The organism is Streptomyces sp. CNP082 (genome assembly GCF_059570535.1).
On sequence record NZ_JCANSZ010000036.1, the window covers coordinates 43,119 to 56,732 of the forward strand.

A 13,614-nucleotide genomic window follows, 5' to 3' on the forward strand; every position below is an offset into this window, starting at 1 on the left:
CGCGTTTCCCGAGACCCGGCGCGCGGGGGCGCGTGTCCCCGCTGAACCGGATCTCCGGTGTGGAGGCCCCGTAGCGGGAGACACCACCTAGCGGGCACGGCCGCCGGTGATGGATCCTTCGTCCAGCATCCGAGCAAAGATAGAAACAGGGGCACCACCCCTGCCCCGCCCGCACCGCCCTTCACGGCGCAACGGAACGGAGATCCCGTGACGCGAACCGACGCAGCCATCGCCGCGGCCGACGCCCACAGTGCGCACAACTACCACCCCCTGCCCGTGGTCGTCGCCACCGCCGAAGGCGCCTGGATGACCGACGTCGAGGGCAACCGCTACCTGGACATGCTCGCCGGCTACTCGGCGCTCAACTTCGGCCACGGCAACCCCCGCCTCCGCGACGCCGCCCGCGCCCAGCTGGACCGGGTGACGCTCACCTCGCGCGCGTTCCACCACGACAAGTTCGCGGAGTTCTGCACGCAGCTCGCCGAGCTGTGCGGCAAGGACATGGTGCTGCCCATGAACACGGGCGCGGAGGCCGTCGAGACCGCGGTGAAGACCGCCCGGAAGTGGGGCTACCGCGTCAAGGGCGTCCCCGAGGGGCGCGCGAACATCGTCGTGGCGGAGAACAACTTCCACGGCCGTACGACCACCATCGTCAGCTTCTCCACCGACCCCGAGGCCCGCGCCGACTACGGCCCGTACACGCCCGGCTTCACCATCGTCCCGTACGGCGACCTGGCCGCCCTGGACGCGGCCGTCGACGACGACACCGTCGCCGTGCTGCTGGAGCCGATCCAGGGCGAGGCGGGCGTACTGGTGCCGCCGCCGGGCTACCTCGCCGGCGTACGTGAGCTGACCACCGCCCGCAACGTGCTCTTCATGGCCGACGAGATCCAGTCCGGCCTGGGCCGCACGGGCCGCACCTTCGCCTGCGAACACGAGGACGTGGTCCCCGACGTCTACATCCTCGGCAAGGCCCTGGGCGGCGGCGTGGTCCCGGTCTCCGCGGTCGTCGCCGGCCGCGAGGTCCTGGGCGTCTTCCACCCCGGCGAACACGGCTCCACCTTCGGCGGCAACCCGCTGGCGTGCGCGGTGGGCCTGGAGGTCATCGCGATGCTCCGCACGGGCGAGTACCAGCAGCGCGCCACCGAACTCGGCGACCACCTGCACCGCGAACTGGGCCTGCTGACGGGCGCGGGCGTGGTCCAGGAGGTACGCGGCCGGGGCCTGTGGGCGGGCGTGGACATCGACCCGGCGCACGGCACGGGGCGGCAGATCTCGGAGAAGCTGATGGCGCGGGGCGTGCTGGTGAAGGACACCCACGGCTCGACGATCCGCATCGCGCCGCCCCTGGTGATCACGAAGGAAGACCTGGACTGGGGCCTCACGCAACTCCGCGAGACCCTGGCGGGCTGACCCCGCGGGCGGGGGTCGCGGCCGGGGGCACGATCCGCGGAGCCATGGCGCCGGGTCCGCTGCACCACCCCGCGGGACTCCATCCGCTCTCGGGGCGGTGGGGGTGCGTCTCGTTGAGCAAAACTCGGGGCAGGTGGGCGATTTGACCCGTTTTTGAGGGCGGGTTGCCGCGTGTTTGTCACGGTGGCGTTCACCGGGGCGGGACCACTCGCGTACTGTGGGCGGCCCGGCTTCTCACAGGGAACTCGCAGAATCGCCCCCGCCGTGACCCCGGCTGCCGCCTGATACTGGGGCCATGAGTGCCACTGCGGAGCGAAGTGCGGCGGGGGAGTCCGTTCTCGTGGTCGAGGACGATCCCGGGATCGCCGACATCCTGCAGATCACCCTGCGCTTCCACGGCTTCGCCGTGCACGCCGCGACCACCGCCCGGCGCGCCCTCGAACTCGCCCGCGCCCACGCCCCCGACCTCGTCCTGCTCGACGTCATGCTCCCCGACGGCAGCGGCTGGCAGGTCTGCCGGGAGCTGCGGGCGTACGGGGACCAGCCCGCCGTGATCTTCCTTACCGCCCGCGACGCGCCCGCCGACGTGCTCGGCGGGCTCGCGCTCGGCGGGGACGACTACGTCACCAAGCCGTTCAACGTCGACGAGGTCGTCGCGCGCGTGCGCGCGGTGCTGCGCCGGACCCGGGGCGGCCCGGCCGCGGGCGGGGTGCTGCGGCACGGGGACGTGGAGCTGGACGAGGCGACGTTCACCGTGCGGCGCGGGGGTGCGCCCGTGGAGTTGACGCCGACCGAGTACAACCTGCTGCGGCACCTCATGCGCAACGCCGGCCGCATCCTCACCAAGGAGCAGTTGCTGCGCAGCGTGTGGCAGTTCGACACCGCGGTGGAGTCCACCGTCGTGGAGACGTACATCAGCTATCTGCGGCGCAAGCTCGACCCCCTCGGCCCGCCGCTCATAGAGACCCGCCGCGGCGTCGGCTACGGTCTGCGCCCGGTCGGACCACCGGAGGACGCAGGAGGCACCGGGGGCGCACGAACCGCAGAGGACGCGGACCGCGGCGGGACGCCGCCGTGAAGCGGTTCCCCCGTTCCCTCCGCAACCGGCTCTCCGTCACCAACGTCGTCATCCTCGCCGCCGGCCTCGTCGCCGCCGCCTGCGCCAGCCTCTTCGGTACGTACACCTTCCTCGTCGGCGAGGTCGACGCCACCGTGCGCGAGAGCCGCGACACCCTCGCCTCCGGCCCGCTCAGCGTCGCCGCCCTGGAGCGGGTGTGCCAGCTCGCCGACGCCTTCGGCGCATCCGAAGGGGCCGACGGCAAGGGCATCGCCGACTCCGGCCGCGACGGGCCGTTCATCCTCCTCGACGCCGCCGGCGAACTCCAGCCCACCTGCCCGCTCTTCGCCGGTGACGACCCCGAACTCACCCGGGAGATCGCCGCCTCCGTCGCCGACCCCGGCGCCCTCGCCGACTCCGGTGAGGTCACCAGCATCGCCGCCGGCGACCGCCACTACCGCGCCGCCGTCTCCCGTCTCGACGACGGTTCGTACGCCGTCAGCACCACCGGCTACGACGGCGTCCGCAACGCCGTACGCAAGCTCTTCGTCCTGGAAGCCGTCGTCGGCGCCCTGCTCCTGCTGCTCCTCGCCGTCGTCTCCTCGCACGCCGCCCGCCGCCGGCTGCGCCCCCTGGAGGACATGGTCGAGACGGCGTCGGCGATATCCGCCGGCGACCTGTCGCGCCGCGTCGACACCTCGCCGCCCGGCGGCAGCGAGGTCGAGCAGTTGCGCGACGCGCTCAACGCCATGCTGCAGCAGGTCGAGGGCGCCATGGCCAGCAGGGAGGAAGCCGCCGCGCGGCAGCGGCAGTTCCTCGCCGACGCCTCGCACGAACTGCGCACTCCGCTGGCGACCGTCCTCGGCTACCTCCAGCTCTACGACAAGGGCATCCTCGACGACGACGAAGCCGCCCGCGCGCTGAGCCGCGTCGGCGCCGAGGCCCAGCGGATGAGCCGCCTCGTCGACGAACTCCTCGCCCTCGCCCGCCTCGACCAGCACCCCGCCCGCGACCGCGCCCCCGTCGACCTCGCCGCCCTCGTCCGCGACGCCGCCGCCGACCTGCGCGCGCAGCAGCCGCACCGCCCCGTGACGGCCGACGCCGCGGCGCCCGCGGTGGTCGTCGGCGACGAGGCCCAGTTGCGCCAGGTCCTCGGCAACCTCCTCGCCAACGTACGCACCCACACCCCCGACGACGCCGCCTGCACCCTGTCCGCCGCCGCCGGCAACGGCATGGCCCTGCTGCGCATCGCCGACACCGGGCCCGGCATGCGCCCGGAGGACGCGGCACGCGCCTTCGACCGGTTCTTCCGCGCCGGCCCCGGCCGTGCGCGCGTCGCCGGCGGCAGCGGCCTGGGCATGTCCATCGTGCGGGCGGTGGTCGAGGCGCACGACGGCGAGGTCGCGCTCGACACCGCGCCCGGCGCGGGCATGGCCGTCACCATCCGCCTGCCGCTGCCCCAGCCGGGCGCCCGGGTCGAGAGTTCGGTGTGAAGCCCCTGCGGGATCCCTGAGGGCCCTGGGGACGCCCCCGGCCGCACGGTGACGCTGAAGCGCACGCTGATGACGGCGGGGGGTTTGGGGGCGGAGCCCTCGGCGGGGGTCCGGGGGCGGAGCCCCCTGCGGGGTCTCGGGGGCGCAGCCCCCGAGGAAGCGGGAAGGGGTGGGATCGGGGCCCCACCCACCCAACGGAACGGGATGCCGCACCCTGGGCAGCACCCCGTTCCGTACGCCGAACCGCTCTCAGACGCCGACCAGTTCGCCCTTCGGGTCCGCGTCCCCCGTCGCCTCCACACCCGCCTCGGCCTCCGCGGCCCCAGCGCCCGCGGTCCGCTTCGGCAGCGCGAACACCAGCACGTACACCACGCCCAGGATCGCGATCGACCACCACATCGCGTTCTCGAACGCCCCCACGAACGCCGGTCCCACCTCACGCGGCGCCGTCGGGTCGTCCATCGCGCCGAAGAACACCACCGACACCAGCCCGAGACCCAGCGCCATGCCGAGCTGGTTCGTCGTGTTGATCAGCCCCGACGCCGAGCCCGCGTGCTGCCGCGGGACGCCGCTGAGCACCGTGTCCGTCAGCGGCGCGAAGATCAGGCCCATGCCGCCGCCGAGGAGCGCCAGCGGCAGCGCCATCTGCCAGGTCGAGATCTCCGTGCCGTACCGGCCGGAGGCGGCCAGGTACAGCAATGCCCCCGCGGCCATCGTCACCGCGCCCGCGTGCAGCACCTTCCGGCCGAAGCGCGGCGTCAGCTTCTGCACCGACATCCCCGCGGCCACCGAGCAGGCGAGCGAGAACGGCAGTCCCGTCAGGCCCGCGTGCAGCGCGCTCCAGCCGAGCCCGATCTGCATGTACAGCGTCCACACCAGGAAGAAGATCCCCAGCCCCGTGCTGAAGGCGAGCTGGACCCCGATGCCCGCGGCGAAGCTCTTGACCCGGAACAGCGACAGCTCGACCAGCGGCGAGCCGTCCGCGCGCTGCTTGCGCTTCTGGTACGCCACGAAGGCGGCGAACACCGGCAGGCTCGCGGCCATCGAGACGAAGCCCCACGCCGGCCAGTCGTTCTCGTGGCCCATGGTGATCGGGTACAGCAGCATCAGCAGCCCGCCGGTGGCCAGCAGCACCCCGCGCAGGTCCAGGCGGAGCGCGTCGGGTGCCGTCGACTCCGTGATGAAGCGGCGGCCCAGGATCAGGCCGGCGATGCCGACGGGCAGGTTGATGAGGAAGATGGGCCGCCAGGCGAGGCCGAACAGGTCCCACTCGGTGAGCAGCGCGCCGATCATCGGTCCCGACACCGCGCCGAGGCCGGCGACCGCGCCGAACATCCCGAAGACCTTGCCGCGTTCCTCCGCGGGGAACGTGACGTGGATGATGCTCAGCACCTGCGGCACCATCAGCGCGGCCATCGCGCCCTGGAGCACCCGCGAGCCGACGAGCATCGCCGGGTCGGCGGCGACGCCGCACAGCAGCGAGGCGAGGGAGAAGCCGCCGACGCCGATCAGGAAGACCCGCTTGCGGCCGTAGATGTCGCCGAGCCTGCCGCCGGTGATGAGGCCGATGGCGAAGGCGAGGGCGTAACCCGCGGTGATCCACTGGATCGCGCCGAAGGAGGCGCCGGTGTCCTCCTGGATGCTCGGGATGGCGATGTTGACGATCGTCGCGTCGACGAGGTCCATGAAGGAGGCCGTGAGCACCACGGCGAGTGCGATCCACCGGCGGCGGTCCGGTCCTGCCACAGAGGCGTTCTGGAAGCTCATGGGAGTAACCTAGAAACCGTATAGGACAGGTCATGTCCTAAAGGGAAGGCAGTCTGGAAAACATGACGACGGACACGCCCAAGCGGCTTCTCCAACTGCTCTCCCTCCTCCAGACACCCCGGGAGTGGCCCGGCAGCGAGCTGGCGGACCGCCTCGGCGTCACCGACCGCACCATCCGCCGCGACGTCGAGCGGCTGCGCGACCTCGGCTACCCGGTGGAGTCCACCCGGGGCACCTTCGGCGGCTACCGGCTCGTCGCCGGCAAGGCCATGCCCCCGCTGCTGCTGGAGGACGACGAGGCCGTCGCGATCGCCGTCGGCCTGCGCAGCTCCGCCGGCCATACGGTCGCGGGGCTCGCGGAGGCGTCGGTGCGGGCGCTGGCGAAGCTGGAGCAGGTGCTGCCGTCGCGGCTGCGCCGCCGCGTCGCCTCCCTCGGCACCGCCACCACCCCGCTGACCCGCTGGCAGGGCCCGCAGATCGACGCCGAGGTGCTGACGGTGCTGGCCGCCGGCGCGGCGGGCGGCGAGCGGCTGCGCTTCGGCTACCGCGCGGCGGACGGCACCGAGACCAAGCGGCTCGTCGAGCCGGCCGGGCTCGTCGCGGCGGGCCGGCGCTGGTACTTCGTCGCGTACGACAACGACCGCGACGACTGGCGGATGTTCCGCGTCGACCGCATCACCCGCCCCTTCGCCACCGGCGTCCGCCCGCCGCGCCGCGAGCTGCCGGCGGCGGACGCGGCGGCGTTCGTCGCCGCCCGGATGGGCGGGGACCGCCCCCGCTACCGCGCCCGCGCGACGCTGCACGCGCCGTACAAGGAGCTGGCGCGCCGCCTCGGCGACGCGGCGGCTGGTCTTGAGCGGGTGGACGAGGACACGTGCGAGTTCGCCACGGAGGCGGACGCGCTGGAGTGGCTGGCGCTGCGACTGGCGTCGCTGGGCTGCGATTTCGAGGTGCACGAGCCGCCGGAGCTGGCGGAGTACCTACGGGACCTCGCGGGCCGCGCGTCACGGGCGGCGGGCGGGTGACCTCTCCGCCACCCTCAACCCCGTTGCCCCGGCGGCGTCACCGCAGCCGTCGCCGCAGTGCCCGTGCCCGCCGCGCCACCCGGCGCACCGCCGGGCTCCGCGGTACGAACGCCAGCCGCTTCGGCACCCCGCCCGGCAGCCCCTGCACCGTCAGCCGGCGCCGCGTGAAGTACCGCCAGGTGTCCGCGTTCAGCTCCGCCGCCAGCCACCGCTCGACGTCCGGCCGCAGCCGTGCGTAGATCCGCGGCTGCATCGTGAACCCCACCGCGGTCAGCAGCCCGCCCAGCTTCGCCCGCGTCTCCTCGGCCGTCGGCGCCCGCCACCCGCGCACCGCCTCCGGGGCGTCCAGCGGCGGCAGCAGGGCGTCGGCGATCGTGACGGGGACGCGGTTGCTGTTCTCGTACGGGGTCAGCCGCTCCAGCAGCGTGCCGGTGCCGAGGCGCGCCACCGGCAGCCCGTACAGCGTGGACGCCGTCAGCAGCGCCGTGGAGAACGCGCCGGCCACCAGCGCCGGGCGCAGCCGCTCGTACAGCACCTCCGCCAGCACCGGGGTGTCGAGCACCGTCAGCGTCACGCCGAGGTCCGCCGCCGCGTCCTCCAGCAGCCGCGAGAGGCGCGCGGGCGCCGTCGGGTGCGGCTTGAACACCACGCTGCGGTGGCCCAGTGCGGCCACGCCGCGCAGCATCCGTACGTGCAGCTCCTCTTCCTCATCGGGGGTGAGGATCCGCAGCGCCGACAGGTACTGGCCCAGGAGGAGTGCGGGCGAGGACCCTGCGGCGGGCAGGCCGGGGACGGCGTCGGCGGCCAGTTCGGCGAGGACCTTCTTCAGCTCCTCCGCCGGTACGGTCTCGGGCGGCACCCCGAACTCCGTGAGCAGCATGGGCCGTACGCCCGGCAGCAGGTCGGGGTGGAGCAGCCGCTCGACGCGCGCGCCGAAGGACGCGGGGAGCTTGTTGCGGGTGGGGCCGTAGCTCATCAGGCCGTCGGCGTAGACGTGCAGCGCCGCGTCGGGGAAGAGCTGGACCAGCGCCCGCGCGGGGCTGCCCTGGACCGACTCCACGACGAGCGTGAGCCGGTCGTCGCCCAGCCCCCACAGCAGCCGCAGGTGCCGCTCCCACAGCGGCACGTCCTCGGCGCGCGGCTCCCACGCGGCGGGGTGCAGGGGGCGGATGGCGTGGTTCCAGTCGCGTACGTCGTCGAAGCGGGCGCGCAGGCGCGCGAAGCCGGTCATGGCGTCGACCGCGGGGGTGGTCTCGGGGGTGGCGGCGTTGTTGGTGATCAGCAGCATGCGGCGGTCCGCGGCGGGGAAGAGGCCGGCGTCGAGGGCGGCGGCGAGGGTCGCGGTGCCGTAGAGGGTGGAGGCCACGAAGACCTGCGTGTGCCGGCCGGGCGCGTAGCGGACCTCCGGGGGCGGGTACGAAGGCGCGGGGGAGGCGGGCGGGGCGGGGGAGTCCATCAGGGGGAGACCTCCGCCGGTACGGCCCGGCGGTGCGGCCGGCGCGGCGGCGTCTGCGCCGCGCGGTCCGGCACGTCGCAGACGGAAACGATCACGGTGAGCTGACGCATCCGGGCGATGCTAGAGGCGGTCCCGCGCCCGGCGTTTTCGCTGCCCCGACGGGAGGGTGAACGGCGGGCGGCGGAACGGTGAACGCCCTTCTCCACCAGCCCGGTTCGCCGGTCGGCGGCGTGTTGTTCACCATCTGTACGGACGGTGTTGGGCCACCGAGCGGAATGCCTCCCTACCGTCGGCGGCGTGCTCAACGACCCCCCTTCACCTCTGCGCACGGCTGTCCTCGCCGACTCGGACACCCGCTGGAAATGGGGCGCGCTCACCGCTCGCCGGATAGCCCCGGAGGCGGTGCTCGACGGGTATCTGCTGCACGGCCGGGCGACGCCCACGGCCCGCCAGCTCGCCGAGGTCGGTGTCCCCGCGGATGCGATGAGGGAGGTCACGGCCGTCGAGTTCCTGGCCGCCGCCGACCCCGACCGCTACGACGCCGTCCTCCTGTCCTGCGTCGGCGGCACCGTGCAGGCCATGCTCCACGGCCTCGCCCACGCCTGGCAGGGCGCTCGCCGCCGCCCCGCGGTCGTCACCGGCTATGTCGGCGTGGTGTACGAGAAGCTGTCCGACGGCCTCCTCCTGCGCAACGGCGCCGACATCGTGCTGGCCAACAGCAGGCAGGACGCCGAGCGCTTCCGGGCGGTCTACGAGGGCGTCGGCAGCTCGCCGAAGAGCGTCGTGGAGTGCGCGCTGCCCTTCCTCGACGGCAAGCCGTACGAGCCGTACGACGGTGCAGGAGCGGACGGCAGCGTCCGCCCGTACACCGTCGTCTTCGCCGTCCAGCCCTCCGTGCCGGACAGCCGCGAGGACCGCCTGTACCTGCTGCGCCGCGCCGCCCGGCACGCCGAGCGGCACCCGGAGCGGGAGGTGCTCGTCAAGCTGCGCAGCCGGCCGGGCGAGCACACGACGCACATCGAAGAGGCCCCGTACCAGAAGCTCGCCGGAAAGCTGCCCGGCGGACTGCCCGCGAACTGCAGCCTGGTCTACGGGAACATGGGCGAGGTCCTGGACCGCACCGACCTCCTCGTCACCGTCAGCTCCACCGCCGCGCTGGAGTCCCTGCACCGCGGCATCCCGACCGCCGTCCTGACCGACCTGGGCGTACGCGAGCCGCTGGGCAACCACCACTTCCTCGGCTCCGGCTGCCTCGCCTCCTGGGACGAGCTGGACGCCGGCCACCTGCCCAGGCCCGACCCCGTGTGGCTGTCCCGCCAGGGCGTGCCCGGCGCGGCCTCCGCCGAGCCGTACGACGCCGCCTTCGACCGCGCCCGGGCGCGGCTCACCACCCTGGTCGCCGACCCGCAACTGCCGCCGCTGGCGCCGTACTACACCCCGCAGACCGCCGGCGGCTACCTGCCGCGGATCCTCGCCCGGCACGGCCTGGCCCCCACCGGCGAGCCGCTGCCGCAGGCCGCTGCCACCGCCGAGCCGGGCCCGCTGCGGCGGTGGGCGCGCACGCTGCTGCGCAAGACCGCGCGCGCCGCGTACCGGGGCGGCGTCCAGCGCATCGCGCCGCTCATACGCCGCATGGGGGCGCTGTGAGCGACGCACGCGCGGCTGCGCTCCCGCCGGCCGACGGCGCGACTGTGCCGTCGCCGCGCGGGCGGAGAAGCGAACCGGACAGCGCTGTGAGAGGCGAACCGGACGGCGCCGCGGCCTCACGCCCTGCCCCCGCCCCTGCCCCGCATCACCAAGGAGCCGACATGTCCAAGACCGAGTCCGCAGCCCGCGTGCTCGCGGTCATCCCCGCCCGCGGGGGGTCCAAGGGCGTCCCCGGCAAGAACCTCGCCCGCGTCGGCGGCGTCCCGCTGGTGGCCCGCGCGGTACGGCAGTGCCTCGCGGCGCGGCTCGTGACCGACGTCGTGGTCTCCACCGACGACGACACCATCGCCGCCGTCGCCCGCGAGGCCGGCGCCGAGGTCGTCCTCCGCCCCGCCGAGCTCGCCAGCGACACCAGCTCCAGCGAAGCGGCGGTGCTGCACGCGCTGGACGCCCACGAGGAGCGCTGCGGCGCGCCGATGGCCGTGGTGCTGCTGGTGCAGTGCACGAGCCCGTTCCTGACCGGCGCCGACATCGACGGCGTCACGGCGGCGGTGCTCGCCGAGGGGGCGGACAGCGCGCTGACGGTGGCCGCGTTCCACGGGTTCATCTGGCGGGACGAGGCGGACGAGGCGGAGACTGCCGCGGTCGCGGAGGCCGCCGCCGCGGTCGCGGAGACCCCCGCGGTGGCGCAGACCGTCGCGGAGGCCACCGCCGCCGCGCCCACGAAGGTGGCACCGGCCGTCGACGCCACCCTCTCCCAGGGGTACGGCGTCAACCACGACATCTCGTACCGCCCCCGCCGCCAGGACCGCCCCCAGGACCTGCTGGAGACCGGCGCCGCGTACGCCATGCGCACCCCCGGCTTCCGCGAGCACCGCCACCGCTTCTTCGGCCGCACCGCCCCGGTGCGTACGGACGCCGCCCGCGTCCTGGAGGTCGACGAGCCGGACGACCTGACCCGCGCCCGCGCGCTGGCCCCCCTGCTCGACGTGCCGGGACCCGGCTCGCTGCCCGCCCGCCGCGACGTGGACGCCGTCGTCCTCGACTTCGACGGCACCCAGACCGACGACCGCGTCTACATCGACGCCGACGGCCGCGAACTCGTCGCCGTCCACCGCGGCGACGGCCTCGGCATCGCCGCCCTGCGCCGCGCCGGGCTGAAACTGCTCGTCCTTTCCTCGGAACAGAATCCGGTCGTCGCCGCGCGGGCACGCAAACTTCACCTTCCCGTTCTGCACGGGGTCGACCGTAAGGACATCGCACTGAAGCAGTGGTGCGAGGAGGAGGGCATAGCGCCCGAGCGCGTGCTCTATGCCGGCAACGACGTGAACGACCTGCCGTGCTTCGGCATCGTCGGCTGGCCCGTCGCGGTCGCCGGCGCCCACGCGACCGTGCGGGACGCGGCGCGTGCGGTGACGTCCACCCCCGGAGGTGAGGGGGCGATCCGCGAGATCGCCTCGTGGCTCCTCGGCCCCTCCCTGTAACCCGCGTCCCTGTCACCCGAGCCCTCCCCGGCGAGGGCCTGGAGAGTAAGGAACAGATCTGCATGAGCTCCACCCAGCGTTTCCGCACCTTTGGCGACCGCGTCGTCGGCCCCGGCCGGCCGGTGTACGTCACGGGTGAGATCGGCATCAACCACAACGGCGACCTCGACAACGCGCTCGCGCTGATCGACGCCGCCGTCGAGGCGGGCTGCGACGCGGTGAAGTTCCAGAAGCGCACGCCCGAGATCTGCACGCCGCGCGACCAGTGGGACATCGAGCGCGACACGCCCTGGGGCCGGATGACGTACATCGACTACCGGCACCGCGTCGAGTTCGGCGAGGAGGAGTACCGGGTCATCGACGCGCACTGCAAGGAGCGCGGCATCCACTGGTTCGCCTCCCCCTGGGACACCGAGGCCGTCGCCTTCCTGGAGAAGTTCGACGTGCCGGCGCACAAGGTCGCCTCCGCCTCGCTGACCGACGACGAACTGCTGCGCGCCATGCGCGCCACCGGCCGCACGGTCGTCCTGTCCACCGGCATGTCGACCCCGAAGCAGATCCGGCACGCGGTGGAGGTGCTGGGCAGTGACAACATTCTGCTCTGCCACGCCACCAGCACGTACCCGGCGAAGGCCGAGGAGCTGAACCTGCGCGTGATCCACACGCTGCAGGCCGAGTTCCCGAACGTGCCGATCGGGTACTCCGGCCACGAGACCGGCCTGCAGACCTCGCTCGCCGCGGTCGCCCTCGGCGCCGTCTTCGTCGAGCGGCACATCACGCTGGACCGCGCGATGTGGGGCTCGGACCAGGCCGCTTCGGTTGAGCCGCAGGGGCTGGTGCGGCTGGTACGCGACATCCGCGTGGTCGAGGAGTCCCTCGGCGACGGCGTGAAGAAGGTCTACGACAGCGAGCTGGCGCCGATGAAGAAGCTGCGCCGGGTCAAGGGAGTCGTCGCGGAGGCGGCTGATGCTGCTGACGCAGCCGGTTCCGCGGAGTCGGCGGGAGCCGAGAAGGAGCCGGTAGGGGTATGACAGAAGACGCCGCCGGCAGCGCGACCGTCGCCCTGGTGGAGAGCCCGGTCCAGTTGCTCAACGTGCTGGAGTGGGCGTACCAGGGCGGGACCGTCATCCCGATGACGGTGGTCGTCCTGCCCCCGACCGAGCCGCTTTCGCGCGGCCAGTTGCGCCGGATGGCGGAGCTGGCGAGGGACGACGGCCTGGAGGTCCGCTGGCAGGAGGCGCGCGGCGGCGCAGGCCCGGTCCGTACCCTGACGAGCCTGGCCCGCCCGCTGCGGCGCGCGCGGCGGGTGGTGCTGGGCGACCCGTTCTCGCGGTACGTGCAGACGCTGCTGACCGTCGTCAGGGCGCGGGAGGTCGTCGTCGTGGACGACGGCACGGCGACGATGGAGTTCACGGCCCAACTGGCCCGCGGGGAGCGGTTCGTCCGCTGGCACCGCAGCGGGCGCGGCGGCGGGGCGCGGGGGATGCTCTTCGCGCCGGTCGCGAGCGCGGCGCGGCGGCGGCTGACGCCCGCGGGGGACTCCTCCGGTACGCAGGTGGAGGTGTTCACCTCGATGCCGGTGGTGGACCCGCCGCCGGGGCTGAAGGTGACGGCGAACGAATTCGCCTGGACCCGCGCCCGCTTCGGCCCGCCGCGCGTCGGTACGGCCACGGACCTGGTCGGTACGTCCCTGGTGGAGACCGGCGTGGTGGACCACGACCGGTACCTGGCGGCGGTGGAGTCGCTCACCAGGGCGTACGGCGTCACGCGCTACTTCGCGCACCGCCGGGAGCAGGCCGACAAGCTGCACCGGCTCCACCTGTCGACCGGCCTGGAGATCGTCCGCCCCGACCTGCCGCTGGAGATAGTCGCCCGCCGCGGGCCCATCGGCCGCACCATCGTCAGCTTCCCGTCGACGGTGGTGCACACGCTGCCGCTGACGCTGGCGGGTACGGGCGTGAAGGTGGCGGTCTGCGAGGTCGATCCGAGCTGGCTGACGGAGACGGCGTCGCCGCGGGCGCAGGGCTTCCTGTCGGCGGTGGCGGGCGCGGCCCGGGAGCGGCGCGGGGTCGACGGGCTGCCGCCGGGGCCGGGGCCGGCGGCGGGGTGGTCGGGGGCGCCGGCGTGAGCGCTCCCGGCGCGCGGGGACGCGATGTCCGAGCGGGCGCGGCAGTTTACCCACCCTGTGCGCCGGTTATGCACCCGCCGGGCTGAAATTTTGTTGATCCCTTCTCGGCGGCCCCGGTGATCCCCGTACTCTTCGCAGTGTGAA

Annotated in this window: 10 protein-coding genes; 8 read left to right on the forward strand and 2 right to left on the reverse strand. The window is 73.9% G+C overall.

Annotated elements, in window-relative coordinates:
* Positions 1 to 207: 207 nt before the first annotated feature.
* The 3 genes from rocD to B124_RS25260 all read left to right on the forward strand — a co-directional run bounded on the left by rocD (position 208) and on the right by B124_RS25260 (position 3,963).
* Positions 208 to 1,413, forward strand: a complete 1,206-nt coding sequence (gene rocD, locus B124_RS25250; protein ID WP_496505240.1) for an ornithine--oxo-acid transaminase — start codon at positions 208 to 210, stop codon at positions 1,411 to 1,413.
* 295 nt (positions 1,414 to 1,708) lie between these two features.
* Positions 1,709 to 2,491: a response regulator transcription factor gene (locus B124_RS25255; RefSeq protein ID WP_496505241.1), complete on the forward strand. Its 783-nt coding sequence runs from the start codon at positions 1,709 to 1,711 to the stop codon at positions 2,489 to 2,491.
* Positions 2,488 to 3,963 (forward strand): sensor histidine kinase, encoded by a 1,476-nt coding sequence (locus B124_RS25260; protein WP_496505242.1) that lies wholly within the window; start codon positions 2,488 to 2,490, stop codon positions 3,961 to 3,963. The genes B124_RS25255 and B124_RS25260 overlap by 4 nt, the downstream gene beginning before the upstream one ends.
* Positions 3,964 to 4,212: 249 nt before the next feature.
* Here B124_RS25260 and B124_RS25265 read toward each other — a convergent pair whose 3' ends face one another.
* Positions 4,213 to 5,730: an MFS transporter gene (locus B124_RS25265; RefSeq protein ID WP_496505243.1), complete on the reverse strand. Its 1,518-nt coding sequence runs from the start codon at positions 5,728 to 5,730 to the stop codon at positions 4,213 to 4,215.
* Positions 5,731 to 5,792: 62 nt separating this feature from the next.
* Here B124_RS25265 and B124_RS25270 point away from each other — a divergent pair, with 62 nt between their 5' ends.
* Positions 5,793 to 6,755, forward strand: coding sequence for a helix-turn-helix transcriptional regulator (locus B124_RS25270; RefSeq protein ID WP_496505244.1), 963 nt, complete (start codon positions 5,793 to 5,795; stop codon positions 6,753 to 6,755).
* Positions 6,756 to 6,792: 37 nt separating this feature from the next.
* Here the strand turns inward: B124_RS25270 and B124_RS25275 are convergent, their stop codons facing one another.
* Positions 6,793 to 8,211, reverse strand: a complete 1,419-nt coding sequence (locus tag B124_RS25275; protein WP_496505245.1) for a polysialyltransferase family glycosyltransferase — start codon at positions 8,209 to 8,211, stop codon at positions 6,793 to 6,795.
* A gap of 297 nt (positions 8,212 to 8,508) precedes the next feature.
* Here B124_RS25275 and B124_RS25280 point away from each other — a divergent pair, with 297 nt between their 5' ends.
* The 4 genes from B124_RS25280 (at position 8,509) to B124_RS25295 (ending at position 13,470) form a co-directional block, all read left to right on the forward strand.
* Positions 8,509 to 9,858, forward strand: a complete 1,350-nt coding sequence (locus tag B124_RS25280) for a DUF6716 putative glycosyltransferase (RefSeq protein WP_496505246.1) — start codon at positions 8,509 to 8,511, stop codon at positions 9,856 to 9,858.
* A 161-nt stretch (positions 9,859 to 10,019) separates the two neighbouring features.
* Entirely contained in the window at positions 10,020 to 11,342 is a 1,323-nt protein-coding gene (locus tag B124_RS25285; RefSeq protein WP_496505247.1) for a cytidylyltransferase domain-containing protein, read from the forward strand.
* A 62-nt stretch (positions 11,343 to 11,404) separates the two neighbouring features.
* Complete coding sequence (locus B124_RS25290; protein ID WP_496505248.1) at positions 11,405 to 12,373, forward strand: N-acetylneuraminate synthase family protein; 969 nt, start codon at positions 11,405 to 11,407, stop codon at positions 12,371 to 12,373.
* Entirely contained in the window at positions 12,370 to 13,470 is a 1,101-nt protein-coding gene (locus tag B124_RS25295; protein ID WP_496505249.1) for a hypothetical protein, read from the forward strand. Before B124_RS25290 ends, B124_RS25295 begins: the two co-directional genes overlap by 4 nt.
* Positions 13,471 to 13,614 lie beyond the last annotated feature (144 nt).